This is a genomic window from Pararhodobacter sp. CCB-MM2, assembly GCF_001691415.1.
Taxonomy (GTDB): domain Bacteria; phylum Pseudomonadota; class Alphaproteobacteria; order Rhodobacterales; family Rhodobacteraceae; genus Pararhodobacter.
Genome location: NZ_LRRR01000012.1, coordinates 47,616 through 73,644 on the forward strand (window position 1 = coordinate 47,616; position 26,029 = coordinate 73,644).

Genomic DNA, 26,029 nt, shown 5'->3' on the forward strand with positions numbered 1-26,029 from the left:
ATATAGCAAAGGCCCCCGACGGTGCCGGGGGCCGAAAGGTTTGGTTGTGCCAGTGTCCGATTAGAACAACGTAACCCCACCAGATGCCGGGCGACGTGCTTCAGGCTTCGGCGGAGGCGGAGCGGCGATGGCGGGTTCGACCGTGCCGGCGATATGCACCACGCGCGCCTTTCCTGTTACCGGATGGAAGTTGACGCGCCGAGCCTCACTGCCACCCAGATCCTGTGCAAGGACGGGAAAATCCTCAGCCGCGAGGAAGCGCAGGGCGAAGGCCGCGTTGCGAGGACCGATGTCGGCGAACCGACCGCTCATCCGGCTGCCGCCGAACACCTTGGCTTGCATGTGAGTCCGGGAGGCGCCTTGCCGCAGAAGCCGGTTGATCAGCAATTCCATGGCATTGGCGCCGTATTTCAGGTTCGCAGCTTCACCTTCGGCCGCATCGGCCAGAAGATAATGGTTCATGCCGCCGATCTTGCAGGTCGGATCGTACAGGCAAACCGAAACGCAGGAGCCCAAGACCGTCGACAGAACAATCTCAGGATCGGTCGAGACCTGGAATTCACCACGGATCACGGGGAGGGTGCGGGTTCTGAAGCCATCGGGCCAGTTTTGATATTGTTGCATCAGGCCTTAACCCCTTGAGTAACGCGTAGAATTGCCGGTCCGATCGCCGACAACGGCAGTTCTTTTTCGACTGCGCCGAGGCGCGCTGCGTGACCCGGCATCCCATAGACCACGGAGGTTTCCTTATCTTGGCCAATGGTGCGGGCGCCGGCCCTGCGTAAGGCCAAGAGACCCTCTGCACCGTCGCGTCCCATGCCGGTCAAAAGGGCGGCAGTGACGCGCTTGGCGATCGGCACGGCAGATCGGAAAAGCGCGTCCACCGAGGGCCGATGGCCGGTCAACTTCTCTCCCGGATCCAACCTGCAAGCGAGCCCAGCCCGCGTGTCGAGCAAGAGATGCGATTCAGCGCCGGGAGCCAGCAGGACCAGACCACGGCGCAGCTTGTCACCATGAACGGCCTCGCGGACTTCGGGCGCGGCGTTTCGGTCCAGCAAGCGGGCCAGCCCCGCGCTGTAGGCTGCACCGGTATGCTGGACGATCAATGTTGGAGGACAATCCCGAGGGAAGCTATCCAGAATGCGCAGCAAAGCATCGACACCGCCTGTAGACGAGCCAATCAGCACCACCCGGTCAGAGGTTGCGGGCTCCAGCGACTGCAGCAGGCCTGCCGCCGCGCGGGGGGCCGGTTTGCTGGCGCCGACCAACTGGTGGCGCAGAGCCGCCATCAGTTCCGTGTCCGAACCGTCGAGGTCGATGATCGCGTCGGTCGCGCTGATCCCCGGCATCGCCGGACCCCGTGCGCTTCCGACGAAGACCCATCGGACACTCAGCATCCGAAACAGGGATTCCATCATCTCGAATTCAGGGCGCTGCGATAGCTCCTGCGCCAGCACCACCATGGTGGGCGGCCGATGTTCCACGCAGTTGAACGTGGTCGTCAGGTCGGCGCAAAGATCCGTGATCGTGATCCCGGGCAGGGCGGCAAGCCGCTGAGCAACGCGGTTTCGCCGGTTCCGATCGGGATCTGCCACCAAGAGTCGCATCATCTATTCCTTCACGGCCCGAGATCAGAAGTCCTGCCAGCGACCGGCATTGGCCGCGGCGGGGAAGTCCGGGGTTTCGTCGACATTATCGAAAGCGTCCAAGTCCGGCAGCTCGGCGCTGATCGGCGTCGGCTCTGGCAGGTCGATCACTTCGGCGCTTTCCGGCAGCGACGGCGTTTGCGGGTTGTCGCTGAGGCGGAAGCGCACGACGACTTGCGTCAACGCTTTGGATTCGTGTTTCAGCGTAACGGCGGCGGCAGTCACTTCTTCGACCATGGCTGCGTTCTGCTGCGTGACCTGATCCAGCTGCGAGACACCCACGTTGATCTCGCCCAGGCCCGAGCTTTGCTCACGTGCACCGGTCGCAATCTCGCCGACCAGCGTGTCAATATTGCCCACGCGCTCGATGATCATGCTGAGCGTTTCGCCTGCGCGGCCAACCAGGCCAACGCCGGTATCGACCTGATCCGAGCTGTCATTGATCAGCGTCTTGATCTGCTTCGCCGCATCGGAGGACCGTTGCGCCAGCGCCCGAACTTCCGAAGCAACAACCGCGAACCCACGTCCGGCATCTCCGGCACGGGCCGCTTCGACCCCGGCATTCAGCGCCAGCAAATTGGTCTGGAACGCAATATCGTCGATCACACCGATGATCTGCGAGATCTCATTCGACGACTTGCGGATGAGCGACATTGCGGCCACGGCTTCCGAGACGACCTGGCCGCTCTTCTCGGCCTCGTTGCGGGCATCGGCGACCACACGTTCCACTTCGGACGCACTGTCGGCGGCCGCGCGGACACTCGCCGTCAGCTCGTCCAGTGCAGCGGCCGTTTCCTCAAGCGTGGCGGCCTGATTCTCGGTCCGGTGTGACAGATCGTCGGAGGAAGCACTGATTTCCTCGGCGCGCGAGCGGATCTCGGCGGCATTCGCCGAGATGGAGCGCATCAGGTTCTCCATCGTATCAACGGTTTCGTTGAAATCGGCCCGGAGCTGCTCATAGCCCTCACCGAAAGGACGGTCGAGGCGGATGTCCAGATGGCCGCTGGCAAGATCGCGCAGGCCACGGCCGAGGTCTTCGACGACGTGTTCCTGTTCTTCGCGGGCGGCGGCCTGAAGGGCGCGTGCCTCGCTCGCGGCGCTCAGCTTGTGACGGAAGTCCTCCAAGCCACGCGCAAGGTCGCCGATCTCGTCATGGCGGTCACAACCGACGACGGCATCGTCGTATTGCTCTTGGGCCAACGCCTCCATCGAGCCGGAGACAGCCAGCAGCGGCTTCGTGATGGAGCGGGCAACGAGATAGCCGATACCGAGCGAGAGCACGATGCCGAGCGCCATGAACAGGGCGGCTTGCTGGCCGAAGGTGTTCAGCGCGGCGAATGCGGTGCCGTGATCCATCTCGACGATCGCGGCGAGAGGAGTGCCCTGGGCCATGAAACTGACAACCGCGGCATTGACGATGTTGCCGGCAATGCCTTCGACCTCAGGCAGGTAGCCGCTCTCCAAAGCTTGTGCGAGCTCGGTTTGCGGAAGGTCCGGCAAGCGGTCCAGCGCCGAGAAGATCGGGCCGCCTTCGTGGAGGCCGCTGATCACATCGCTGCGTGCACGGCCGTCGCCGGTCATCAGGTAAATCGTGTCGGCTGCGTTGAGATCGCCAGCCCCTTCCAAGGCTGCTGCCGCAGCTTCATTCGACAGTTCGATGATGACCGTGCCGATCAGCGGGCGCGATGGCAGATCATGGTCGTGAATTCGGCGTGCGATGAACGACGCAGGGGCGCCTGTTGCTGCGTACAGCTCCACCTCGCTGCTGCCGTTGGTGCCTGCCGGCGCGTGCAGTGCATTGTACCAAGCGCGCGCCAGCGGCGAATCCGCATAGGGGCCATCATTGAGGTTCGTACCGAAGTCGTCATTCTTCTCAATGGAGTAGATGATGTCGCCGGCGGTATTTACCAAGATCAGGTCGGCGTAGCCAAAACGCTCACGATGATCGCGCAGGAAGCCGTGGAACCGCGAATGGGCGCCATCATAGGCAGGACGGCTGTGGCCCATGTCCAGCGCATCGCGCTCGCCTTCCTCATGGGGGTTCCCGGCGAGATAGGCTGCGCGCATGTCATCAAGCAGACCCGGCGCCTGAAGAGCCAATGCTTCGTTGAAATCGCGCAGCGCGTCGGGCGCAAGGTGACCCTCGGCGAGATCGCCCACGGTGACGTGCATCGTGGTCAGCCAAGTCATGAAGCTGTTCCGCGCGTGATCGGCGACCGTGCGGGCATAACCCTCGGCACGGGCGCTCGTCTCGCTGCGGAAGAGCAGGAAATAGATGGAACTCGACGCGGCGATACTGAAGACCAGTGCGATGACCACAAGTGCGGGCAGACGCAGGCTGATACGAGACTGGGTAAGGCGTTTGAACATCACGGGAGCCTCCGGAATCTTTGCATCGGAAGGTGTTAGCGGGCAGAACCACCGGTCGCGGGAGCCGTTTTGGCGGGCGCGGGGTCTGTCGAGAAAAGGTCGATCTGGGGAACGGGCGGCGTGTCCGGGGCCGGTGCGCCGCGCGCCGCCGCGACAAAGCGTCGGCGGCTGCGCTCCAGCCGCAATCCGGCCAGTGGGAGCGAATGATGCGCCATCAGATCGGGCGGCAGTTCCGCGGCCAGCTTTTGCGAGATATGCTCCAGGTCCTGCAGGATCTGGACCGCAAGGTCGAAATCCTGCGCTGCCCGCCGATTTTCAGGCGTGCGCGGGGCATCGACCATGGCCTCTTCGTAGCTGAGGAGCATCTGACGGATCTCCTCCATCGCATCGGCCATGCTTCCCAGAAGCGGCGGGATCGGGAACGGGGCGGTGAGCGTCATAGCTTGCCCACCACCGCCTCGATGGATGCTTTCAGGCTGGCCGTGGTGAACGGCTTCTTGATCAGGTTGTTGAGGCCCAGCTTGATCCCGCGATCCAGCAGCTCCTGACTGGGCGAGCCCGTGATCAGGATAAAACCGACTTTCGCGGTCGCCTTGTTGGTGCGCACCTTTTCCAACAGATCCAGGCCGCTCATCCCGGGCATGTTGTAGTCACTGATGATCAGGTGCGCAGGGTTGACGGCAAGTCGGCTCAGCGCCTCGGCGCCAGAGACCTGGAAGTCGATATTCTTGATGCCGATTTCCTCGAGACTCTGTGTCATCAGCCCGCGGCTGACCGACATGTCGTCGACGATCATGACTTTCAGGACGTCCTTGAGTGCCATCTTGATTCCGTTCTTATTTTCGGGCCGTTGCGGCGATGGGGCCTTGGCGGCGATAGGCGGTGATGCCTGCAGTGACCAACCCGACATCGGCCGGTGCGGTGATCCGCTCGGAATGGCCAATGAGGAGATGGGCGCCGGGGTTGAGAAGCTCGGCGAAACGTGTCCAGACCTGCATCTGGGTCGGCTTGTCGAAGTAGATGACCACGTTGCGACAGAAAATGATGTCGAAGCGGCCGGTGAAGGGCCACGGCTGAACCAGGTTCAACCGCCGGAAAGTGATGAGCTGCTTCAGCTCAGGGCGCACGGGGCGCTGGCCGGGGCGAGCACTGGCGGCATCCGAGGGCCTGTCCCCGAAAATGCGCGCTTCGTGCTCAGGCGTGGGGAAGATGCAGATCTTGGGGTCGTAAAGTCCTTCCTGTGCGGTCTTCAGGACCGCCGTGTCGATATCCGTGGCCAGAATCCGAAGGTCGTAGCGCGCCGCATCGCGCGACTGGGCCAGGATGGACGCGGCCAGCGAATAGGGCTCCTGGCCAGTTGAGCATCCTGCCGACCACATGCGGATTCGTTCACCCTTGCGGGCGCGCTCCAGCAAACCGGGGAGGACCTCCTTTTCGAGCAGGTCGAAATGGTGCACTTCCCGGTAGAAATGCGTGACATTCGTGGTCAAGGCCGACACGAAGTGATCGCATTCCTGCGCATCGCCGGATTCGACGATATCGCAATAGGCGTCAAAGCCAGGCAGCCCCAGCACCTTGAGACGGCGACCCAGACGCGAGCGGATCAAAGGCCGCTTCGCGCTTTCCAGGCTGAGACCCCAACCGGCCTTGGCAATCCGCGCGATCCGCGCGAATTCCGCCTCGGTCAGAGGGACCTCGCCGTCAGTGCCAGGGTTGCGCAGCTGCGTGTTCATGCGGCTTCCTCGGCTTCGTTGGCGAAGAGAGCATCCAGGTCGAGGACCCGCAGCATGATGTCGTCGACCGGCAGCAGGCCCGTCACATGGCTGGTGCCACCGTCACGACGCAGGGTCGGGTTGGGGCGGATGGTCTCGCTCTCGACCGAGAGGATCTCGGAGACAGAGTCGACCAGGAGGCCCATGATCCGTTTGCCGATGGCAACCACGACCACAATGTTGCGCGAACCGATCTCGGTGGTGCCGAGGCCAAGGCGCGAGGCCAGATCGATGATCGGGATGACCGCGCCACGCAGGTTCATCACGCCCAGCACCGAATCTTCGGAGAAGGGCAGGGCCGTGACCTGGCTCCAGCGGCGAATCTCACGGATCGACGTGATCTCGACGCAGAAGCCTTGTCCGCCAGCGCTCAGCGATACGAATTCGATCGTATTGCCGCGGTCTTGGGTTTCTTCTTCGCTCATGTCAGGCCTCCAGCTCGATGAGGGCGCGGGTGTTGCGGCGCGGTGAGACAAGCCCCACCAACGCTTCGGAATCGATGATCAGGGCGATCTTGCCATCGCCGAGGATGGTGGCAGCGGCGATGCCGGTGACGGTGCCGTAGTTGCCTTCGAGGCTCTTGATGACGACCTGGCGCTGGTCCTGGATCGCATCCACCGCGACGGCGATGTTCGACCCACCGGCATCCAGCAGCACATAGGAGCGGTCCGCAGGACGGGTTTTCGCCGTGCGCATCCCGAACAGATGGGCCAGATCGACCACCGGGACGTAGGAGCCCCGAACGGACAGAACACATTCGCCCGGCCCGATCTCATGGATGTCGCGGCGGCTCGGGCGTACGGTTTCGACCACGCTCGAGAGCGGCAGAACCATCGTCTCCTCGCCCACGCCGATGATCATGCCATCAAGCACGGCCAAAGTGAGCGGCAGCGAGATTGTGAAGGTCGAGCCTTTGCCCGGCACCGAGGTGATGCCGACCTTGCCGCCCAATGACGTGATCGTCGTCTTCACCACGTCCATGCCGACGCCGCGACCGGACAGGTTGGTGATGCTTTCCGCCGTCGAGAAGCCCGGCGCAAAGAGCAGGTTGTCGATTTCAGCCTCGCTGAGCTTGGCATCGGGCGGAACCAGGCCCTTCTCCATGGCCTTGGCCAGGATACGTTCGCGGTTGAGACCGGCGCCGTCGTCCGACACTTCGATCACCACATGGCCCGAGCGGTGCGCGGCCGAGAGACGGACGATCCCGACCTCGGGCTTGCCCGCGGCGATGCGTTTTTCTGCGGATTCAAGGCCGTGGTCGACCGAGTTGCGCAGCATGTGGGTCAGCGGATCGGCCAGACGCTCGAGGATGGTCTTGTCGATCTCGGTGCCTTCACCCTCGGAGATGAAGTTCACAGGCTTTTTCGTCGCTTCGCCAGCCTCACGGACCACGCGGCCCATGCGCTGGAACAGCGCCTTCACCGGTTGCGCGCGGATGGACATGACGCCTTCCTGGATCTCGCGGGCGAGATAGCGGTAGTCGTCCAGCGCGGCCATGATCTCGGAATCGTTGCCAAGGCCGCAGCTTTCCAGTTTCTGGCTGATCACCGCATGGTTGATGATCAATTCGCCGACGCTGTTGATCAGGCGGTCGACGCGGTCCGGATCGACCCGAAGCGTGGTGGCGACGGGATTGCCCGACGATTTGGCCGCTTTCGGCGCGTTGGTCTTTTCTGCCTCGGGCTCGGCCTTTGCGGCGACGGGCGCGGGCTCAGGCTTGGCCGCCGTGACAGGCAGAACGACGGGTTCAACCTCGGGCTCGCCCAGGCCGATGCCTGTCGAGGCGATGAAGTCCGGGATGCCAGCGTCGCTGTCGTCCTCGGCCTCCAAAGGGGTGATGTCGAGATCGCACAGACCCATGGCGAAGCTGAACACGGTGCGGATCGAGTCTTCGTCCGTTTCACCGGTGAGCGTCAGCGTCCACGAGAGATAGGCGGCATCGAAGTCGAAGGCGTCCAGCGTCGGGACCGCGGTTGCGTCGCAATCGATCTCAAGCTCGCCCAGCGGCTCCAGCGCGGTGAAATAGCGCCGGGGCTCGTGGCCGTTGAGATAGAAGCTCGCATGCGGCTTGAAGCGGATCGTGAACCCCGAGGGGCCAGCCGGCTTGTCGAGTTCGATCGGATCGATCTGCATCACGGCCAGCGGCGCAAAGGTGAATTCCGGCTCGGGCGGGGATTCGGCCTTGGCGGCCGAGGCCACGCTTTCCAGCTCGGCAATCAGGTCGGCGAGGGGCTCCAGCGATGCAGAGCCCTCTTGCCGGGTGGTATCGACCAGTTCGGCCAGCGCATCCGACGAGCGGGTGATCAGGCGCAGGATTTCTGCCGAGATCTCCAGCTTGTCGGAGCGGATCAGGTCCAGCACGGTTTCATAAGCGTGCGTGAAGGTGACCAGATCGTTGTAGCCAAACGCCCCTGCCGCGCCCTTGATCGAATGCACGGCGCGGAAGATCGCGTTGATCGTTTCCTTGTCCCAGTCGCCTGACGCGACAATGTCCAGCCCCTCGGTGAGGGATTCGATCAGTTCCTCGCACTCGGCGAAGAAGGTTTCGCGGAGGGTGTCGTTGCTCATGCGTTATCCGCCCCCGTCACCAGCTTCAGGATGTCGACGAGTTGACGATCCTCGAAGGGTTTGACGATCCAGCCGGTTGCGCCGAGGTCACGGGCCTTGTCCTTGAATTCAGGCGAATTCTCGGTGGTCAGGACCAGGATCGGCACCTTGCGGTTGGCGGCCCCGCCCCGGATGGCGGCGATCACGCCGAACCCGTCCAGCTTGGGCATGTTGATATCGGTAATGACGGCATCGAAACGGGTACCCTGGAACGTGGACACGCCGTCTTCGCCGTCCACCGCAGTGGTTACGTCGAAGCCGGCATCTACGAGGGTTTGCGAAACCAGCGACCGGATGGTGCGGGAATCGTCGATGGCGAGCACGGTCTTAGAAGTCACGACGCATCCTCCGCGACGAGATGGGAGAGGCCGAGGGCCTCCAGGCTTTCCCGAACGGCGTCGGAAGGGGCATGCAGAAGCAGATCCTTCCCGGCCGCACGGGCGGTGGAACGGGCGGCGAGCAGCAATTGGGCCACCTGAGCGGGAATCGCCCCGGTGCCCGAGGCGTCGATCTCAACGCCTTTGGCCGCACGCGCCTTCAAAGTTTCGATCACGCCCTGCGGTGCATCGGTCCATGCATCGGGGTCGAGGATCAGTCGATCGGGTTCGGAATCGGCCACGGGTCACCTTTGGGCTGCGGGGAACGTCCTGCCCTTGGTTGTTGCATCCAACCCTTAAGATTGCGTTCTCCGCAGCAGGGGATGTCGCCCCTCAAGGCGCGGCCTGCGCCTGGCGGATCTCGCTCAAGACCTTTGGGGAGCCACAGATCGCCGACCGATGGAGGGCCGGCATGCTTTGCCGTGACCGGTGCCAGCGATGGTGACGTCCGGTCGATGAAATCGTGTTTGATTTCATATGGATAAGGGGGGTCCGTACCGTACGCCGGTCGACGCGGTCAGCGGCTATGAGTGCGTGCGGACCCTGATCGGCGCCGCCACGGGCATGACGCCTGTGGCGACTGGCGGGTGCATCGCGATGGTAAGTGACGGGGCAACAGGAGGCCGCCGAGAGGAATCAGGTGCTGATCCTCAATCCGTGATTCGCGATATGCGATTCTCTCGGAGGTTTCGTCGGAGGGCGCGCCGGTCAGCGCCCCACGAATTCGAAGGAGAACCGGGTCTGTGCACCGGGCGGCGGCGCGGGGAAGGGGGCGGCGCGGCGGATATGGTCCAAGGCCGCCTGATCCAGCTCCGGGCTCCCCGAGGCGCGCGACAGGCTGACCGAGGCGAGCCCGCCGTTGCCGGCGATGGAGAAGGCGACCACGGCCGAACCGCGCGCGCGGACACGGGCCTGCCGCACCCGCTGTATGCGGCGCATGACGTCCCCGGGATAGTTGGACACGGCCGCGTTTCCGGCGGCATTGGCCTGCGCCGCGGGTTGGGTCGAACTGGCGGCGGCCGCTCCGGTGCTTCCCTCGGCCGTGCCGCGGCGGGCGTTACGGTCGCTGTTGCCCGCGGCCTGCGCGGCGGCGGCCTCCTGACGGCGTTGCTCGGCCCTCGCGGCTTCACGGGCGGCTTCTTCCCGCGCGCGGGCCTCGAAATCGGGTCGGGCGGGGGCGCGGGGCGTCGTGGCATCCGCCTGTTGGACGGCGACCTCCGGTTCGGCTTCGGGCGTCAGCAGCTCGGGCGTGACGGCTTCGGCTGTCACGGGGGGCGTGGCCTCTGTCGGGGGTGTCGGGGTGACGGGCGTTGTCTCTGCCGGGGTGACCGAGGGCGCGCGGGGTAGCAGGCTGGGGATCTGAAGCGCGGCCAGCGGGGTGTTCGGCGCGGCGCCGGTCGCCACGAGGCCCGAGGGTGTCACAGGGCTCGCTTCGGCGATCTCGGTGGTCGGTGCAGGGGCGGGCGGGGCCGGCGGTGTGGCCTCGGCCTGCTGCGTCTCGGTGGGTTGCGGCGGGGTGGCAGGCGCGGTCGGCGCCTCGCTGGCGGCGGTGGGGATCGCGCCTTGCGAGAAATCCGCGAAATCGCTGCCGAGGGCGGCGGGGGCCGACGGAGCGCCGCCCGCGATCTCGACCGCTTCCTGCGCCGGCAGAAGCGCCGCCAGCACCGTTCCATGGGCCGCGACGGATAGCGCGCCGGTCAAGGCGACCCCTTTCCAGCCCAATCCCGAGCGCGTTGCCTGCCGCGAAAGCTTCATCGGCCTACCCTTTACGAATGACGAAATTCTGTAAGTGAGGGCCGGTCAGCAGCCCTCTCTGGGACGTGAAAGGACGAGTTTGTCGTAGCCGCGCCCCGTCCAAGGTTGGGTTCGCTGATCACGGCTCGCCCCGTTCACCGAGGATCACCACCCTCTCTGCCCCACCGGCGCGCAGGGCGCCGGCCAGCTCGACCAGAGCACTCGCCGGGGCGGTGCGGTCGGGCAGAATGCGGGCGACACGGGGTTCTTCCAGCGTGGCGAGATAGGCCTCGGCATCCGTCTCGGCCTCGCCTTGGCGCAGGGTGCCTTCGGCGGTGAGGATCAAGGCGTCGGGCGGCGGTTGCACGTCCAGCTCGCTGATCCGCACGAGGGCGATGCCGTCACCGGGCGAGGGGGCGATGGAGCCGGCGATCAGGAAGAAGATCAGCATCAGGAACACGACGTTGATCAGGCCGATCGTCGGCTCGCCCTTCGAGCGTCCGGCAGGGCGCAGGAGGCGGCTTTGGACACTCATGGCAGCACCCGGATCTGGAAGGGCGCGCCCCGCAGGGCGGCCAGCACATCGACCAGCCGCTGGGCCTCGACCCCCTCGGCCAGAGAGACCAGCACCATGCCCCCGTCGCCTGCCAGTGGGGTCAGGGTCTGGGTCAGGCCCTCCAACACGGTTTCCTCGGCGTTCACGCGCAGGCTTTCGGGCGCGAGCTGCACGAAGACCGGCGGCTGGCCGGATCCTGCGCCGCCCGGCTCGCCCGGGGTCAGCTCCAGCTCACCCAGCTTGGTGAAGGTCGAGGTCAGCATGAAGAACAGCAGCAACAGGAAGATCACGTCGATCAGCGAGGTCAGCGTGAGGCCCGACCGTCGCGGGGCAGGGACGAGGCTGGCCATCGGGATCAGCCCTCGGCGCCGACGCCGGCGCAGAGAGCGGTGTCGATGATCCGCTCGGCCATCTGGGCTTCACGGGCGATACGGGCATCGAACCACGTCAGCACCAGCGAGGCCGGCATCGCCACGGCGAGGCCCACGGCGGTGGTCAAAAGCGCCACCCAGATCCCGCCGGCCAGCGCCGAAGGGTCGACGGCTGCACCGGCCTGTTGCAGGCCTTGAAACGCCTCGATCATGCCCAGTACCGTGCCGAACAAGCCCAGAAGCGGGGCCACCTGCGCCACGGAGTCGAGCAGCCGCAGACCGGCGCCCAGACGGGCCAGCCGGGCCGAGGCCAGACCAGTCAGTCGCGCGCGCAGGGCGCCCTCGTCATAGGCCGGCGCCTCGGCCGAGCGCAGGGCGGCGACGGCCACGCCCGCCAGATGCGAGGGCGCGCCGGCAGCTTCGCGCGTCGCACGCTCGGCCTCGCCCCGGTCCCAATCGGCGAGCGCTTTTTCCAGCGCGCCGTGGCGACCGACGCCAAGCCGCAGGAATTGCACCAGTTTCGCCAGGATCAGCGCCAGCGCGATCATCGACATGACGATCAGGATCATCACCACCGGGCCGCCCAGATCGGCGACACGGCCGATGGCTTCGACAATCAGGTTCATTGCAGCACCTCGACCGGTACGCGGCTTTCCAGTGCGAGGGGCTCGGCGCAGACGGCGCTGTCGGGTTCGCAGGCGGAGACGCCGTTGACCAGCAGGCGCGAGAGGTTGTCACAGGCGAGGCCCGCGATCTCGAAAGAGCGCACGCGCATTCGGGCGGCGGGCAGGTCCTGCAGATCCAAGAGCGTCAGTGCCGCGACCTGACCGCCCGCGTCGAACAGCACCGCCTCCAGCACCAGCCGCTGCAGATCCGTCTCGGAATCGTTCTGGGCCACGAAAACCATCTGGCAGGCCCCATCGCGCTGCTGAAGTGCATTGAGTTCGAACCTCACGGAGTCGGCCTCCGCAGCTCCGCCGACAAGACACAGCGAGAGAGGGAGGACACGGTAAGGAATCGTCATGGTCGGCTCCTGATTGATCTTGTGCGATGGACACTTGGAACTTCGGTATCGACACGTTGATCGGTTGCTTATGGTCGCATTCTTTGGCTGCGAGAAAGGTAGCCCGATTGCTTCGCTTCTGGATTGAGCAATCTCCAGCTCCCCACCTCGCGATCATTCAAGGAGCCGTCTCAGTCTGCGGTTTCCGCCAGATCAACGGGGAGAAGGAAACGCCCGGATGATGTCTCGGCAAATTGGATCGCCAAGTTGAAAACCGACGCCATGCGCTCCTCTGAGAGAACCGCGTCCGGAGCGCCGTCCGCCACGACGCGGCCCTGATGCATGACCACGAGGCGCGTGCAGTATCGTGCGGCGAGCCCGAGATCATGCAGCGAGACCAGAACGCCCCGGCCCTCGTCCGATAGGTTTCGCAGGCGCTTCATCAGAGAGATCTGCTGCGCCGGGTCCAAACCCGCGGCTGGCTCGTCTGCAAGGATCAAAGGGGTGTCCTGCACCAGGACACGCGCCAACAGGGTCCGGGCCAACTCGCCCCCGGAAAGCTCGGTCGCAAGCCTGTTCGCAAACTGGGAAAGGCCAAGTTGCCGCAGAACGGTGTCCACCTTCTCGGCTGAGCTGTCGGGCAAGTCGGAACCCGCCCGTCGGTGAGGGAGCAACCCCAAGGCCACGACATCTCGAACGGGCATCGGCCAGGCAATGGTCCGTGTCTGGGGCAGGAACCCCGCATGACGAGCTCGCTCTGACGCGGACATGGCCATCAGCGACGATCGCCCTTGATGCCGCACGAGGCCAAGGGCCGCGCGCAGCAGCGTCGTCTTTCCGGCCCCGTTCGGGCCGATAAGTCCGACGCATTCGCCGGCCTTGAGCCTGATCGACGCCGCGGACAGAAGGCTGCGACCGCGCCGTGCAACACTGATGCTCTGAAGATCCAGAAGCTGGCCGCTCAATGTCCCAGCCTCTCGGGCGTGTCGTCGATGGCCTCGGCCCCGCCGTCATGCATCAAGGACCACAGACGCACGAGCGCCTCGTCGTAGGCCCCCTCGCGCGACGCCTGACGCAAGCCCACGCGCAGGGCGCGCCGTTGGTCTCGGCCTTCAGGCATGATCAGGACGTCCGGTGTCACACCCGCGCGCAGGTGCTGAGCCAGCTCCGCCTTCAACAGCACCAGATCCGCCGGTGCGAAGCGGTCATAGAGCCAGGCCCAAGCGCGTGCCGCAGCCGGATCGAAAGGTTTCTCATGCCCTTCGCCATCGGTGAAGGGACTGGCAGGATAGAGCCCGGCGCAGGGGACAAGGCCCGGCGGGATCGTCTGGTTGGCGGAATGGGTCCGGCCCGCGCGCAGGAGTTGCGGCAGCACATGGGTATGCGGACCCGAGGGCGAGACGCCGCCGGTATCGGGCCCGCCGATCTTCTGGAACACCTCGACCCGGCCGAGCCTTGTCAGCGCCACACGGTGCGGATGCGCCGCCAGCACCGCCGGCAGGGCGGGATTGCCCTGTTCCATCAAGGACCGGCCGGTTTTGGCTCGCAGCACGCGGAGCAGATTGCGATCGCAGGTGCGGATACAGAAATCGACCTGCGTTTGTCCAAGGCCCATGTCGAAGAGCACCGCATCACGATCCTCAGCGCGCAGCGCGTCACGGTCGGGGCCAAGCTCGGTCAGGACGGTGCGCTGGCTCATGGTGGCGGCTCCTGTCGGCAGGCAGAGCATCAAGGCCTGCCCCCAGCGCCCCGCGCGCGGCGACACCGTTTCGCAGGCGACGGGCTGTAGCTCGGACGGCAGCGACAGGCAGATGCCGCCGCGGGCCGTTGTCCGCTCAAGCAGCTTCGTGGCTGCGGGCTCCTCGGGCTCGTGGCGGAACTCGGCGATGGCACCAAAGGAGCCCATCGACCAGCCGGTGCCGGGATCGGCGAGATGGCGTTCGATCAGCGAGACGGTGGCGGTCAGGTTCATGGCGGACCTCAGGCGTTTTGCGCGAAACGGGTGCGCAGGATGAGCAGCAGGAAGAAGGGCGCGCCGAGGATCGCGAGCAGCACCCCCAGCTTCAGATCGCGGCCGGGAAGGATCAGCCGCACGGCGATATCGGCGGCAAGCAGCAGCGCCGCGCCGCCAAGGGCCGAGACCGGCAGCAATCGCGCGGGATCGCCGCGCGTGGCCCGGCGCAGGATATGCGGCACCATCAGGCCGATGAAGCCGATGGAGCCGGCGACAGCGGTGGCGGCCCCGACAATGGCGGCGGTGCCCAGAAGGACGGTCGCGCGCAACCGGCCGAGGCTCACGCCCATCGAGGCCGCGGCATCCTCGCCCAGCGTCAGCGCCGACAGCGCGCGGGCCTGGGTCAGCAGCAAGGTCGCGCCACCGAGGATTAAGGGCAGGGCCAGCGCGACATGGCTCCATGAGCGATCGGCGAGCGAGCCCATCAGCCAGAAGACGATCTCCTGCGCGGCGAAGGGATCGGGCGAGAGGTTCAGCACCAGGGCCAGCCCGGCGCCCGACAGGGCCGAGACGCCGATCCCGGCAAGGATCAGGGTCAGCGCCCCGCCCGCGGGTCCGGCGAGCAGCGCCAGCAAAAGCACGGCGATGAAGGCGCCCACAAGGCCCGCGAGCGGCAGCGCCAAGGCCAACGCCGCGGCGAGGCCCGTCTGCAGGGCCAGCACCGCCCCCAGTGCCGCCGCGCCCGAGACGCCCAGAAGGCCCGGCTCGGCCAGCGGGTTGCGCAGATAGCCCTGCATCACCGCGCCCGAGAGGCCAAGCCCCGCGCCGATCACTGCGGCCAGGACTGCGCGCGGCAGGCGCAATTCGCGCATCACCAGCGTCATCGGCCCGCCATCGGCGAGGATCAGCGCCGAGAGGCTGTCCGTGAGCGGCACCGAGGCCGGGCCGATCAGGATCGAGGCAAGGAACAGCAGCGCCACCAAGGCGGCAAGGGCGGGGACAAGCAGGCGGGTCATGGCGTAGTCTCATCGATCAGCCGGGCGATGGCCTGCAGCACGAAGGGCGTGCCGCAGACCCAGTCGCGGTCATTCGCGGCGACCCCGGCACGGTAGGCGCGGCTATGGCGCAGGGCCGGGTGATGCAGCAGGGCGCGGGCCTCGGACCAGCCTTCGGGGTTGCGGGCGGGTTGGCCGAGGATCAGCCGGTCGGGATCGGCCAGGAGCAGCGACTCAAGCGCGACCATGCCGCCCCAACTGAGGCCCAGGTCGTCGGCGAGGTTGCGCAGGCCGGCTTCGCGCAGGATGTCGCCTGACAGGGTCTCGGACCCGCCGGTCCAGCCGCGCGAGGAATAAAGGACGGCGCGCGGCCCCTCGCTGCCGTGGCGGCGCTCTGCCAGATGCGCGGCAAGCCGGGCGCGGTCGGCGCGGAAGTCCTCGATCAGTGCTTCGGCCTGGGCCGTGCGCCCCAAGGCCGCGCCCATCTGCCGGAGAGCGGCCTCGATGTCGTCGAGGCTGTTCTCGGGCTCGAAGCGGATCACGGGCACGCCAAGGCGCTGCAGCATGGCGACAGTGGCCACGGTCGAGAAACGGCCGGCCAGCACCAGGTCCGGTTGCAGAAGATAGACCTCCTCGGCCAGCCCGTGATTGGCCGGCAGCGCGCGCGCGGCCGCCTGCAGGGGGGCGACAGCGCCGTCATGAGCGAGGTAGCTGACCGAGATAAGCTGCCCAGGTGCTGCCAGCATCAGCGCCAGCTGGTCGGTGCAGAGATTCATCGACACCACCCGCGTGGGTGGTGCCGTCTGTGCCGCGCCGGGGAGGGCCGCAAGGCCCAGCCCCAGCGCGAGGATCAGCGCGTCAGAAACGCGCGCGAAGACCGACATAGGCCGACCGCCCCCGTCCTGCGTAACCCCAGACATCCATCACCTCGACATCGAAGAGGTTCGACACCCGACCCACCAGCGTGACGCGATCCGTCAGATCGTATTGCGCGGCCAAATCGACGGTGGTGTAGGAAGGCAGTTCCACCGTGGCATAGGCGCCCCAGAACTGCGTGTCCCAATTGCGCCGGACATGGCGCAGATCGGCACTGAGACTGCCGCGACCCTGCGCGAAGGCCCAGTTGGCCCCAAGCGCGAGTTCATGCTGTGGGCGCCGGATCTCGACGCTGCCATCGGGGTTCTCGGCTTGCAGCCAAGTATAGGCCATGCGCAGCGAGAGCGTGTCGCTGACCTGCGTGCGGCCGCTGATCTCGATCCCGTGGCGCAGGCTGTCGCCGGTCTGGTTGATATAGGTATAGGTACCCGGCCCGGTCGAGACGGCAGTGATCTCGTCGGTGAGCACTTCGCGGAACAGGGTCACGTCAAGCGTACCATTGGTGCCGACCGGCATTTCCAGCCCCAGATCGACCGAGCGGTTGCGCTCGGGCATTAGGTTGGGGTTGCCGGAATAGCCCCAGGCAGCGGCGTAGAGCTCGAAATAGCTGGGATTGACGATGCCGGTGCCGGCCGAGCCATGCAGCCGCCAGCCGCCGCCGAAATCATAGGCCGCGGCGAGGGTCCAGGTGGTCGCATCCTCGAAGACCTCGTTGTCATCGTAGCGTGCGCCTGCTTGCAGCGAGACGCCACCGAATTCGCCGCGATATTCCAGCGCGAGGGAGGTGTTGGCGCGGTCATAGAGCGGGTTCGAACTGCTCGAATCCTGTTCCCATTCCAGCATCGCGTTGAGGAGATGCGCGGCGCTCTCGACCGGTGCGCCGTCGAGGCCGAAGCTGAGGCGGTAATGCGCGGCATCGGTACGGGTATGGGTCGGCGCGGCACCGTTACTGGCCTGCGCGTTCTGCGTCGTCGCCAGCGAGACGCGGTGAACCAGACGGCCGTTCAGCATCTCGTAGGTCAGGCCGATGCCAGCGGTGCGCTCGTCGCGGTCGGTGAATTGGGTGGGATCGTCGACGACATAGCCATCCGGATCGGTCGCCATCCAGCTGGTGGAATCGTAATCGTAATGCTCGCGCGAGCGGCGCAGGGTGAAATCGACGCTCAGATCGTCGGTCAGCGCATAGTCGCCCGAAAGGATCGCGGTCGAGCGGCGGATCTCGTCGCGCTCGCCGCCATCGCCCGAATTGTCATAGCCGAGGTCATGCAGATGCGAGAGGCCGAGCGAGATCCCGCCCCGCTCGCCGCGCCAGGCGAGGAAGCCCGAGGCGCGATGCGCGGCGCCGGTCTCCAGCGTAAAGTCGCGCGTCAGGCCGGGGGTCGCGCGGCGGGTGACGATGTTGATGACGCCGGCCGACGCATTCGAGCCATAGACCACCGATTGCGGCCCGCGCAGCACCTCGATGCGCTCGATCATCGCGGTTTCCAGCCCGCTGAGGATGTATTCGCCATCGCCGCCGGCAGCCTCGATCCCGTCGATCAGGATCAGCGTGTGGTTCGCTTCGCCGCCGCGTATGCGGACCTGCGTGAAACTGTCGCCCGAGCCATTGACCGCGACACCCGGAAGGGCACGCAGCGCCTCGTGTACCGTGGTGAGGCCGCGCTCTTCGATGTCTTCAGCAGAGACCACGGTGACGGCACGGCCAAGATTCTCTCCCTCGACAGGCGTCAGGCCCCCGCTGAGCACCAAAGTGCCGAGGTCGTAATAGGCTTGGGCCCCCGCGCCACCGGGCAACAGGGCAAGGATAGAGACAGCAGAAAGCAGATGGCGCATGAAACCCCCGAACGGATGCGCAGGCACTCCGGTCGAGCGCCATAGAAACAACGATGTGCGGGGTTCGAAGACCGCCGCGGGTGAAATTCACCGCGACGGCATGGCCGTTGCCCTGGCGCCCTCCGCGCCCGGAACAGGGTGATGTGCCGGCAGGTCTCCTGACTCGCGGGTCATCGCTTGGTCGGGCCTTCCCGGGGTGCTGCACCCCAGTGGCATTTCCGACCGCGCTCGCCGCTCACAGTTGCGGGGGCAGTCCCGGAATTGCGCCTGAGAATGAGGCGCGCACCGGGTTCCCTTCTTGCGTCTTGCACGAACGAAGCCGCACAAGAACCGGAACAAAGTTTGGGTAGCATCGACCATAGAACCCCGTCAAGCAAGGCGATGCCCATGGCGTCGTCTTTGCTGTCGTACCCAATGAAGTTTACATTCCTGAGGAAACCTGCCGGCTGTATCTGGCAGTTTGCCTTTGCAACCAGCCCTCCAACCTCCTTCTACACGAGAAGAAGAGACCAATGCGTCTATCCGCGGAACCAAACAAGTATTCGCGCGTTCGCAGCGGACAGGGTGTGAGTTGTTCTTGCAGGTGCAACTCACCGTGGACAATGGCTTTGTCCCGCATGGAAGGAGGGGCCCAGAGGTATCTGGGCCCCTTTTCGATCGAGCGAACACTGACATCGCGGCTCTCAAGAGCCTTCAGATAACCATCGCGCGCGCGAGCACACGCAGGCAAACTGTCCAAGACATGAACCGCTGATCAACGCTCGGAGCGTCTGCTGTGTTCTTCAAAACAGTCGAAAGACATGGCCCTTGTCAGCAGCCAGAGCGAGCAGAGAATCCTAACGCCCTATCTCTGAACGGCGAAGTTTGTGGCGACGACATCCTCGGCGAATGCTCGGGCACTCTCGAGCGCCTGATCTATCATCTCGCCGCTCATTGGAGTATGTGTTGGCACGATCTGCTTGATCTCGAACCGAAGCTCCTTTTGTAGGGCTACGGCCAACATCTCAAAGGCTATCTCGTCCAGACCGGCTTCACGATCAATCTGACGAACGATACTCATGATCACGAGCTTGTTTTGATGGCGGTGGGGCACTGGGTTCCCTTTCACTCAAATACGCTCCGTGGATTCAAGATAACCGCATCGGCTGCCAGTCAAATATTTTATCCGACAAGGCGACAAGTTTTCTGGAACCTCTGATCGGGAGTTTCCCTCGTCATCGCTAAGAAGGAATCTTTCGCCGCGCAAAGGTTGCGTCGACCGGCGAGTAATGACGGAGAATGACCCACCGATTTATTTGCGGTGGGTCACGATGCGATGTATACCAGCGAAGCGCGTTCCTTACAGCTTTGACATGCGTTGCATGAGAAAGTTGTCGGCATCGATGCGTGCCCGGCAGATTGTGCGCATCATAGCAATGTTTCTTAAGGACACCAAGACAATCTCGATTGCTTGGCCTCTTTCCGTCAGATCGACGACCTGTCGTCCCTCACCAACGTGGCCCAAATCGGGATCGACGCAACCCTCAAACACCATGAACCGTCCGCGAATCTCATGGTCCCGCTCGCGCTCTAATATCATTACGAGTAGATCGAGATCGGCATCGTCATGGCCGGCCAGACGAGCGTTCGCGTGCAACGCATCGAGCGCCCTTCGTATCGTTCCTCGCTCGTTTGCGTCGGCCGCGACATCATCAGCAGCGAACTCGGCGATGAAGGTTCTGGTTGTCGCGATGAGGCGTGAACACAGTTCGTCGAGGTTCATTTGATAGTAAATTTGCATGGCTTGCTCCTGAAGCTCCGGCGCCACGACATTTGTGTCGCCTTCAAGGGTCGGCCCAAGCGCGGGCCGACTGAGGTCATGCAGCTGGGAGCTCGAAGAGTTCTTCGGAGATTACAACACAGTCTCCGTCGAGCTCCAAAATCTCGAGCAACAGCTCATGCAAGCGATCCGTGAGACAGCAGATTTCCTTCACGTCAGCGTCTGAAAAATCAATGCAGCCGAAGCGAGCGGTTTCTTCGCTCTTCGGATCGCCGACGAAGTCCAGCGAAAGCACACGGTGCAGCCAGACTAACTCATGCCGCAGCGAAACACTCAGCGAAGCGGTTTCGGAAAGACCTGCGAGTAGCCGAAGACAGCGGCGGTGTGCTTTGGGACCGCTCAGCAGTGCTGCCGCATTCAGCACCGCTTCTGCATGTTCATGGAAAAACAGCCTCGTGACGACAAGCGCGGGCTGGCTGGACAATGCGAAGCGTTTTTTCGAAGTAGGGAGCATGTGACATATCCTTCAGGTTCTGCCGGTCGCGGCAGTCAAGACCCCGAGAAGATTCCTTTCGGTGGGGCAGTCGTGTCCGCATCAAGCGTCCTCACCTCCTTTTCTTGGACGGGGCTTCAGGTCGGCGTTCCCGGTAGCAGCCGAAGGAATTTCATTGGCCGACCCTCGTTTCATTCCGCGCTGTCCGGCTGAAACCGGCGCGCCCTCGCGAGAAGGGGCGCGCCGAGATCGCCGGCAGCAGCTTCCCAACTTCCTATTCCGAATGCCTCACCATTGGGTCCAACCGGGCGCTCCCGCAGCAATCTGGCTTCGGGCTGGTAAGCCTTCACCCCCAGGGCATGACGGCGGGTCGCCTTGTCCTGACTACCACGCCGACGCGGGTATCGAATTCCCCTTGAACGCCGCGCAGCAACATGCACGTTGATCAAACCGGGCACCGACTACCGCGGCTCCGCTTCGGATGCATTCTACCGCTTCTTTCGGAGAGCCTGGTCGTGACGCTTTCTGCGCGGGGTTTTCGCCCCTTTTCGACGAAATACCTCCGTATCCGCGCCGAGCCGCTCGGCGGTGCGCCTTGCCGATTCCGCATGGGTCTCGCTCGCCAGCACCTGACTGGCCCGGCGCGTGTAGACCGGTGTCACACTGCGCGTGCGGTGACCGAGAATGACCGACGCGAGGGCGGCCTCCTCCGGCGCGCAAGCGACGATGAAGTTCGCGGCCGAATGGCGGATCGGGTGCGCCGTGACACGGCGCCCGAGCCGAGCTTCGGTCAAGCGGCCAATGTTTTCCGAGAGCGTAGCACCGAGAACGGCGAGACCGTTGTCGCCGACGAAGAGCTTGTTCTCCGTGGGTAGTGCCATCGCCGCTCGGTGCCGGGAAATGTAGGACGACAGGCACCGTACGGCCTCGCTGCTGAAGAGCCTGGTCTCTGCCTCGCCTGTCTTTGTGTCGCACCCCTCCACATGTATCAGGACAAGACGTGACAGAAGGCCGGGTGTGACATCGACCGAGGCGAGCGCACCGACGCGCATCGGAGCTTCCGTCAGCAACACGAGTGCCAGCGCTGTCCGCGCCAACATGTGGGCCTCTTCGAAGTCGCGTCGAAGGCGTGCATCGTCGAATTTTCGATCTGCCAACTCAAAGATTTCCAAGCCAAAATGCCTGAGATCATCGGCGGGAAGAGCTCGGCCGGCATTGCGTGACGGGGAGGCCGCAGCAATTTTTTTCAGGCTCCGATGGGTCCTCTCGAGCCAGCCATGTTCCTTTTCCGGGAACAGGGCACTCGAGAACTCAAGCAGGCTCGCGATCTCAATAGTTGCGGCTGCCGGTCTGCTGCCGGATTCCTGCATTTTTCTTAGACGTGCTTTTACCCCGGCAGATTGAAGGACACATGGCAGGCTGGATTCGCGACAACAGTCGAAGTATCGGCCTGCCGCTTCTACGCGCCTCTTCAGCGTCGAGGCAGCCCATGCCTGGACCAGCAGCCCATCTTCGAGGCCGTCCGGATCGACGATCAACATCGGCGCGGCGCGATCCTGCCACTCCTGCGGGCATCGTCCCAGATGTCGTTTCAGATGCTCCGCGAAATCGGCCCGCGGGTCGCGCGGATTGCGACGCCTCGGTTCGCGCATGGAATAGAGCATGGGCGCGGCTTCGGGGAAGACGAGCCCGAGGACTTGCCGCATGCTCGCTGCCACATCCCTCCGCGCCCGCTGGATTGGTGCGATGACGGCTTCGCAGGTCGTCCGTGTGACCTCGAGAGGGGCCGGCGCGAGCAGGACCCACCGCCCGAGTGCTTGGCCCAAGCGGTGTCTTTGATGTTCCGAAAGCGACAGCGCGTCGAACCGGACGCGCAGGACTTCCGGCCAGGAAGCGCGCGGTGCGGTTACCCGGTGTTTCGGCATGCGGGATCCTCCACGATCTTGAAATTGACCTTCGCAAGCACGCTTCGCTGGCTCCTTTCGAGAAGATGCAAATAGCGGTGCTGGGCGATGATCGAGTTGACTTCGGCGTAGTAGCTCTGCGTCGTTTCGATGCGACGGTGATCGAGCAGGATCCGCACCAGTTCCATGGCACTGGGATCTTGATCGAGGATGATCTTGCCAGCGAGATGCCGCATGACATGCAAGTTCAGATCGATTCTGAAATGCCGCCACAGCTGGTTACGAAACGTATTGTTGGCCTTTTCCTTGCACATGTGGCCGATGCCCGGGGCATGCTTGGACGCCTCGTCTGGTTTCATCGGGTAGCCTGGGAACAAGTGCGGGTTACACGCGCGCACACCGGCAAGGCGGCGGGCTTCAGGGAGAAAATGCGTGATGTAGTACTTGATCATCTTCACAGTCTCCGGATCGATCTGGATGTGCAATTCGCTCAGCGTCTTCGTTTCGATCGCCGGGATAATGAGTGTTCCGGGGCCACTGCCTGCAGGAAGGATCAGGTGTGGGTCGTCACCTTCATGACGCAGCCCGACGAGGCTGGTCCTGCGCAGCGGGCCCGTGTATTGCGAGATTCGAAGGAAAAGAGCGTTCCGAGCCAAAGCGATATGCTCCTTGTTCGGGCGCCGGCCCTTCTGAAGGCCTTTGCATGCCATTTTCCAGAGCTCGCCGGGGGCCTCGAAGTACCTGCGCAGCCGGCTTTCCTCGGAGAAACGGGCAAGTTTGACTTTGTGCCTCTTGCCGATCCGACGGCTTGTGTAGACACGGGTCTTCGTACCGTCTTTCTTCAGTTTCGTAGCCACTACCATCGGGTCGATGGATACCTTGAATTCTTCAAGAGCGCTGAGCCGGGTCTCGTCGATCCCGATGTGGCGCGCGATGGCGCACAAAGTCTCGACAAGGGAATGCTCGTAGCGGCCTTTTTCCTTGGCATTCCAAGTTTCGCCGCTCGCCTCGATGCGCGCCCTTCGGGCCTTTCGGGCGGCGACTACCATCGCTTTGGCGATTGAGGTGTCGAAGAGTTTTTCCAGCGACGACGGTTTGCTCGTGATCCGATGGTCTTCTTGAGCCGCGTGCCAGGCACGTTTCGCAGCGTCGCGCCAGTTCTTCCGCGTTCCCGGCTCGATGACGATCGCCGCGTCTTCTGGTCCCGTATCGCCCTCGTCATCGCCGAATATGCCGAATTCGGCATATTCTTCGTCTGTGCTTTCGGAGACCAGGTCATCCCAAGCGCATTCCATCTTTGCCGACACAGCGTTTTCGAGGATTTGATCCAGCGGGGCGCGGATGCATTCCGGCACATCATGCCACTTCACCGTTGCCTGCCGATGGACCGGCAGCGTTGGTGTAGGCAATTCTCGGGCCAGGCCGGTGACGGTTGCCGCCTCGTTCCAGGCCCGGACGAAGCGACGCAGTTTCTCCTCATGGCTGTTTGAGAAGTTGGACCGTTCTGCCTCGTAGAAGGAAAACGGCAAGCCCGGGTCGAGGTTTTCGAGATCCGCGCCGAAGTGATCGGCGAAGAGAACGAACCGCCGCGCAATGGCCAGAGCGCTGGTTTCATGCTCCTTCAGCCGCTCTTCAACCGCAGTCAACGCCCGCTTTGCGGCTTCGGACATGTTGGCGAGGTCGCTCTTACGCACCTTCTTGCGAGAGCAGTCGACGAGACGGACGGCGCGCAGGCAGAGCGACCGTTTGTTCTCGAAGGTCTTTCTCGTATTGCAGTCCAGATCCTCGGGGGACAGCCGCTTGAAAATTGCCGAGACCGTCGCCTCAGTCGCAGCGATGTCTGCTGTCGTGGATTGCTCGGCGGACGCGAGGCCCTCCAGGGCCGAAGTGGCCCGCTTGGCATCATCCGGGCCCATCGTGAGACCCGCGGCTTGCTGGGCGTCGCGGAGCGTCGGGATCCGCCCCCGCAGGTTCACGGCGAGCCAGCGGATTGGCTCGTCGGCCCAGACGCGCAAGGCACGCCGCGCGTCGGACAGGAGCTGCGCCGCACGCTCGCCGAGTTGCGCGCGCAGTCCCGCCGAAGGGTCGAGGAGGATGGCCTCGAGTTCATCGACAGAGAGCACACCATCGCGTCCCATTGTGCTCGTGATTGTACGCAGGCTGGCAATCGTCGCATTGCGAGATGCCGGCGTGAGTTTCGAGAGCCAGAGCGCGCGCTCGAGGTCCCGGGTGTCGTTGGTCGGGACAATCGTGTTTTCCTGCATCATCATTCTGCTCTTCCTTGTCTGGAGGGGGCGCCCTCACGCGGTGGTTTCGCGATGAAAACCACCGCATGAGGGCGCCAAAATGGGGACGGGGGCGGCCTTGCTCGGCCATTGGAGGACACCGAGGGACATTCGCGGCCATCGAGGGACATCGGGGGGGAGTGGAGGGTCTGCACCCCCACCCCGTGCAGACCCTCCTATTTCCCCGGGGCGTTTATGCCATTGTTTTCAAAGAATTGTTTTGGGGCTCCGCGCTCCTCGAGCTCGAGGCAGTAGCGACGCCAGTTCTCCAGCATCTCGTCGGCGATGTTTTTGAAGCGCCAGATGTCGAGCGCCGTCGTCGTCCAGTGGCCGCTTCTGCGATTGCCGCCAAGGATGCCCGTCGCGAGGTAACGGCGTACCTGCTTTGCAGACCTGTTGAGTTCGGCCGCTGCTTCCGCGGCGGTAAAAATTTCATCCGGGGGAAAGATCATGATGGTCTCCAGATTGCGTTGATCTGGAGGGGAATTGGTGCCGATGTCGCGTTCTCGAAAATCTAATTGAGATTGGCTTGAGCCGTTTAGTCAGCGCCAATTCGAGCGAGGTGTCCGCGGGTGTGCCGCTTTGGAGTTCGCTCATTTGTTCGGGTGGGCACGTTGTCGCTGGTGCTCTCTTGCACGCAGGACGATGGCGTCATCCTGACAGGAACAGCGAAGAACCACGGATCGCCCTGCACATAGGAACGGGAAACCGCACATGCCTGCGTCCGAGGTACAACCCGTGCAGATGCATGCCGATGGCTCTCACATGCGCTTTGCCGGAGCGCGGCAAGCCCACAAGATCACCTGTCTCCTTGGAGATTTGACGCCACGTCACTTGCGCGGAGATTTTGCGTCAGGATTCGGAAATTTTGCGTCATCGGGCGGAGATTTTGCGTCATCCCCTGGGATTTTTGCGTCATGTCCCGGAGTTTTTGCGTCATTGACCCTGTAAGACATTGAAAACGATAGGCGAATCCGAGCCTGAATAAGGGAATAAGGGAAACTCCAGAAAGAGACGCAGAGCGTCCTGTGGAGGTGGGTGCTGAAGGTCAAACTGTCAGAGCTGTGAGAAAAATCGCAGCATCAGTTTTGTTTCCCTTTCAAGATGTCCATCTACTCGATGTGTCGGGTGCAACTCGGCAGAGATCATGAACGGCGAAAGCTCGGCGGCGCGCAGTCGAGCCTATCGTGGGAACGATTTCTGACGGGGCCGGTCGCGGCACACACGCTTGCAGACGTGCGAGCACTCTCACCTGCGTTTGTTTGCGCAGGAGATACGAAGGCTGCTTCGAGACTGTCGAGGTGAGAAGTCTGCTGCGGCGCGCAGCGACGGACGGATCATCTGTGTCATTCTCGAAGCAGTCGCTTGGTCATCTTTTGGTTTTGGTCGATCATTGGCATGGCCGCCAAAGACAGAAACGGTTCAGGCGAAATGCTGGAGCAATCCTGGGCTTCGCGGCAGTCCTGCTACCTTGGCAGGGCTAAGGAGAATGAG

26 protein-coding genes and 1 riboswitch are annotated in these 26,029 nt (G+C 64.0%); all 26 genes read right to left on the reverse strand.

Annotated features, from left to right (window positions below; translation table 11 throughout):
- Positions 1-60 precede the first annotated feature (60 nt).
- The 26 genes from BCY78_RS13235 to BCY78_RS13360 all read right to left on the reverse strand — a co-directional run bounded on the left by BCY78_RS13235 (position 61) and on the right by BCY78_RS13360 (position 24,987).
- Positions 61-624: a chemotaxis protein CheD gene (locus tag BCY78_RS13235; protein WP_068302608.1), complete on the reverse strand. Its 564-nt coding sequence runs from the start codon at positions 622-624 to the stop codon at positions 61-63.
- Positions 624-1,607, reverse strand: coding sequence for a CheB methylesterase domain-containing protein (locus BCY78_RS13240; RefSeq protein ID WP_068302611.1), 984 nt, complete (start codon positions 1,605-1,607; stop codon positions 624-626). Before BCY78_RS13240 ends, BCY78_RS13235 begins: the two co-directional genes overlap by 1 nt.
- Before the next feature lie 24 nt (positions 1,608-1,631).
- A complete protein-coding gene (locus BCY78_RS13245; RefSeq protein ID WP_068302614.1) occupies positions 1,632-4,016 on the reverse strand; it encodes a methyl-accepting chemotaxis protein in 2,385 nt (794 codons plus the stop codon).
- Positions 4,017-4,051: 35 nt separating this feature from the next.
- Positions 4,052-4,456: a hypothetical protein gene (locus BCY78_RS13250; protein WP_068302616.1), complete on the reverse strand. Its 405-nt coding sequence runs from the start codon at positions 4,454-4,456 to the stop codon at positions 4,052-4,054.
- Positions 4,453-4,839, reverse strand: a complete 387-nt coding sequence (locus BCY78_RS13255; protein ID WP_068302617.1) for a response regulator — start codon at positions 4,837-4,839, stop codon at positions 4,453-4,455. The genes BCY78_RS13250 and BCY78_RS13255 overlap by 4 nt, the downstream gene beginning before the upstream one ends.
- Positions 4,840-4,852: 13 nt before the next feature.
- Positions 4,853-5,749: a protein-glutamate O-methyltransferase CheR gene (locus tag BCY78_RS13260; protein WP_068302619.1), complete on the reverse strand. Its 897-nt coding sequence runs from the start codon at positions 5,747-5,749 to the stop codon at positions 4,853-4,855.
- Positions 5,746-6,213 carry a chemotaxis protein CheW gene (locus BCY78_RS13265; protein WP_068302621.1) on the reverse strand — a complete coding sequence of 156 codons (468 nt, stop codon included), beginning with the start codon at positions 6,211-6,213 and terminating at the stop codon, positions 5,746-5,748. Before BCY78_RS13265 ends, BCY78_RS13260 begins: the two co-directional genes overlap by 4 nt.
- Position 6,214: 1 nt before the next feature.
- Complete coding sequence (locus BCY78_RS13270) at positions 6,215-8,356, reverse strand: chemotaxis protein CheA (RefSeq protein WP_068302623.1); 2,142 nt, start codon at positions 8,354-8,356, stop codon at positions 6,215-6,217.
- Positions 8,353-8,733, reverse strand: a complete 381-nt coding sequence (locus BCY78_RS13275) for a response regulator (RefSeq protein ID WP_068302625.1) — start codon at positions 8,731-8,733, stop codon at positions 8,353-8,355. Before BCY78_RS13275 ends, BCY78_RS13270 begins: the two co-directional genes overlap by 4 nt.
- Positions 8,730-9,014 carry an STAS domain-containing protein gene (locus BCY78_RS13280; protein WP_068302627.1) on the reverse strand — a complete coding sequence of 95 codons (285 nt, stop codon included), beginning with the start codon at positions 9,012-9,014 and terminating at the stop codon, positions 8,730-8,732. Before BCY78_RS13280 ends, BCY78_RS13275 begins: the two co-directional genes overlap by 4 nt.
- A gap of 466 nt (positions 9,015-9,480) precedes the next feature.
- Complete coding sequence (locus BCY78_RS13285; protein WP_083195021.1) at positions 9,481-10,527, reverse strand: energy transducer TonB; 1,047 nt, start codon at positions 10,525-10,527, stop codon at positions 9,481-9,483.
- Positions 10,528-10,645: 118 nt separating this feature from the next.
- Positions 10,646-11,041, reverse strand: coding sequence for a biopolymer transporter ExbD (locus BCY78_RS13290; protein WP_068302628.1), 396 nt, complete (start codon positions 11,039-11,041; stop codon positions 10,646-10,648).
- Positions 11,038-11,412, reverse strand: a complete 375-nt coding sequence (locus BCY78_RS13295; RefSeq protein ID WP_233499405.1) for a biopolymer transporter ExbD — start codon at positions 11,410-11,412, stop codon at positions 11,038-11,040. Before BCY78_RS13295 ends, BCY78_RS13290 begins: the two co-directional genes overlap by 4 nt.
- A 5-nt stretch (positions 11,413-11,417) precedes the next feature.
- The gene (locus tag BCY78_RS13300; protein ID WP_068302631.1) at positions 11,418-12,059 is read right to left on the reverse strand and encodes a MotA/TolQ/ExbB proton channel family protein; all 642 of its coding nucleotides are present in this window, start codon (positions 12,057-12,059) and stop codon (positions 11,418-11,420) included.
- Positions 12,056-12,388 (reverse strand): hypothetical protein, encoded by a 333-nt coding sequence (locus tag BCY78_RS13305; RefSeq protein ID WP_233499406.1) that lies wholly within the window; start codon positions 12,386-12,388, stop codon positions 12,056-12,058. The genes BCY78_RS13300 and BCY78_RS13305 overlap by 4 nt, the downstream gene beginning before the upstream one ends.
- A 239-nt stretch (positions 12,389-12,627) precedes the next feature.
- Positions 12,628-13,401 (reverse strand): ABC transporter ATP-binding protein, encoded by a 774-nt coding sequence (locus tag BCY78_RS13310; RefSeq protein ID WP_068302637.1) that lies wholly within the window; start codon positions 13,399-13,401, stop codon positions 12,628-12,630.
- Complete coding sequence (locus BCY78_RS13315) at positions 13,398-14,408, reverse strand: hypothetical protein (RefSeq protein ID WP_068302642.1); 1,011 nt, start codon at positions 14,406-14,408, stop codon at positions 13,398-13,400. Before BCY78_RS13315 ends, BCY78_RS13310 begins: the two co-directional genes overlap by 4 nt.
- An 8-nt stretch (positions 14,409-14,416) precedes the next feature.
- Complete coding sequence (locus BCY78_RS13320) at positions 14,417-15,406, reverse strand: iron ABC transporter permease (RefSeq protein ID WP_068302646.1); 990 nt, start codon at positions 15,404-15,406, stop codon at positions 14,417-14,419.
- A complete protein-coding gene (locus BCY78_RS13325) occupies positions 15,403-16,269 on the reverse strand; it encodes an ABC transporter substrate-binding protein (protein WP_083195023.1) in 867 nt (288 codons plus the stop codon). The genes BCY78_RS13320 and BCY78_RS13325 overlap by 4 nt, the downstream gene beginning before the upstream one ends.
- Positions 16,244-18,094, reverse strand: coding sequence for a TonB-dependent siderophore receptor (locus BCY78_RS13330; protein WP_068302649.1), 1,851 nt, complete (start codon positions 18,092-18,094; stop codon positions 16,244-16,246). The genes BCY78_RS13325 and BCY78_RS13330 overlap by 26 nt, the downstream gene beginning before the upstream one ends.
- A gap of 130 nt (positions 18,095-18,224) precedes the next feature.
- A riboswitch (cobalamin riboswitch) is annotated at positions 18,225-18,444 on the reverse strand.
- 494 nt (positions 18,445-18,938) lie between these two features.
- Positions 18,939-19,154: a hypothetical protein gene (locus BCY78_RS13335; RefSeq protein WP_139103168.1), complete on the reverse strand. Its 216-nt coding sequence runs from the start codon at positions 19,152-19,154 to the stop codon at positions 18,939-18,941.
- A 279-nt stretch (positions 19,155-19,433) separates the two neighbouring features.
- The gene (locus BCY78_RS13340; RefSeq protein ID WP_068302654.1) at positions 19,434-19,874 is read right to left on the reverse strand and encodes a hypothetical protein; all 441 of its coding nucleotides are present in this window, start codon (positions 19,872-19,874) and stop codon (positions 19,434-19,436) included.
- Between the two features lie 76 nt (positions 19,875-19,950).
- Positions 19,951-20,367, reverse strand: coding sequence for a hypothetical protein (locus BCY78_RS13345; protein WP_068302657.1), 417 nt, complete (start codon positions 20,365-20,367; stop codon positions 19,951-19,953).
- 467 nt (positions 20,368-20,834) lie between these two features.
- Complete coding sequence (locus tag BCY78_RS13350) at positions 20,835-22,010, reverse strand: hypothetical protein (protein ID WP_158515939.1); 1,176 nt, start codon at positions 22,008-22,010, stop codon at positions 20,835-20,837.
- Positions 22,011-22,252: 242 nt separating this feature from the next.
- Positions 22,253-24,520 (reverse strand): site-specific integrase, encoded by a 2,268-nt coding sequence (locus BCY78_RS13355; RefSeq protein WP_068302662.1) that lies wholly within the window; start codon positions 24,518-24,520, stop codon positions 22,253-22,255.
- Between the two features lie 191 nt (positions 24,521-24,711).
- Entirely contained in the window at positions 24,712-24,987 is a 276-nt protein-coding gene (locus BCY78_RS13360) for a hypothetical protein (protein WP_068302664.1), read from the reverse strand.
- Positions 24,988-26,029 lie beyond the last annotated feature (1,042 nt).

Coding starts and splice junctions, on each gene's coding strand:
- BCY78_RS13255 (WP_068302617.1), bottom strand. CDS start 4,839: ATGGCACTCAAGGACGTCCTGAAAGTCATGATCGTCGACGACATGTCG.
- BCY78_RS13320 (WP_068302646.1), bottom strand. CDS start 15,406: ATGACCCGCCTGCTTGTCCCCGCCCTTGCCGCCTTGGTGGCGCTGCTG.
- BCY78_RS13290 (WP_068302628.1), bottom strand. CDS start 11,041: ATGAGTGTCCAAAGCCGCCTCCTGCGCCCTGCCGGACGCTCGAAGGGC.
- BCY78_RS13250 (WP_068302616.1), bottom strand. CDS start 4,456: ATGACGCTCACCGCCCCGTTCCCGATCCCGCCGCTTCTGGGAAGCATG.
- BCY78_RS13270 (WP_068302623.1), bottom strand. CDS start 8,356: ATGAGCAACGACACCCTCCGCGAAACCTTCTTCGCCGAGTGCGAGGAA.
- BCY78_RS13235 (WP_068302608.1), bottom strand. CDS start 624: ATGCAACAATATCAAAACTGGCCCGATGGCTTCAGAACCCGCACCCTC.
- BCY78_RS13330 (WP_068302649.1), bottom strand. CDS start 18,094: ATGCGCCATCTGCTTTCTGCTGTCTCTATCCTTGCCCTGTTGCCCGGT.
- BCY78_RS13295 (WP_233499405.1), bottom strand. CDS start 11,412: ATGGCCAGCCTCGTCCCTGCCCCGCGACGGTCGGGCCTCACGCTGACC.
- BCY78_RS13360 (WP_068302664.1), bottom strand. CDS start 24,987: ATGATCTTTCCCCCGGATGAAATTTTTACCGCCGCGGAAGCAGCGGCC.
- BCY78_RS13325 (WP_083195023.1), bottom strand. CDS start 16,269: ATGTCGGTCTTCGCGCGCGTTTCTGACGCGCTGATCCTCGCGCTGGGG.
- BCY78_RS13355 (WP_068302662.1), bottom strand. CDS start 24,520: ATGATGATGCAGGAAAACACGATTGTCCCGACCAACGACACCCGGGAC.
- BCY78_RS13260 (WP_068302619.1), bottom strand. CDS start 5,749: ATGAACACGCAGCTGCGCAACCCTGGCACTGACGGCGAGGTCCCTCTG.
- BCY78_RS13285 (WP_083195021.1), bottom strand. CDS start 10,527: ATGAAGCTTTCGCGGCAGGCAACGCGCTCGGGATTGGGCTGGAAAGGG.
- BCY78_RS13350 (WP_158515939.1), bottom strand. CDS start 22,010: ATGCTCTATTCCATGCGCGAACCGAGGCGTCGCAATCCGCGCGACCCG.
- BCY78_RS13240 (WP_068302611.1), bottom strand. CDS start 1,607: ATGCGACTCTTGGTGGCAGATCCCGATCGGAACCGGCGAAACCGCGTT.
- BCY78_RS13345 (WP_068302657.1), bottom strand. CDS start 20,367: ATGCTCCCTACTTCGAAAAAACGCTTCGCATTGTCCAGCCAGCCCGCG.
- BCY78_RS13340 (WP_068302654.1), bottom strand. CDS start 19,874: ATGCAAATTTACTATCAAATGAACCTCGACGAACTGTGTTCACGCCTC.
- BCY78_RS13245 (WP_068302614.1), bottom strand. CDS start 4,016: ATGTTCAAACGCCTTACCCAGTCTCGTATCAGCCTGCGTCTGCCCGCA.
- BCY78_RS13300 (WP_068302631.1), bottom strand. CDS start 12,059: ATGAACCTGATTGTCGAAGCCATCGGCCGTGTCGCCGATCTGGGCGGC.
- BCY78_RS13335 (WP_139103168.1), bottom strand. CDS start 19,154: ATGAGTATCGTTCGTCAGATTGATCGTGAAGCCGGTCTGGACGAGATA.
- BCY78_RS13265 (WP_068302621.1), bottom strand. CDS start 6,213: ATGAGCGAAGAAGAAACCCAAGACCGCGGCAATACGATCGAATTCGTA.
- BCY78_RS13315 (WP_068302642.1), bottom strand. CDS start 14,408: ATGAACCTGACCGCCACCGTCTCGCTGATCGAACGCCATCTCGCCGAT.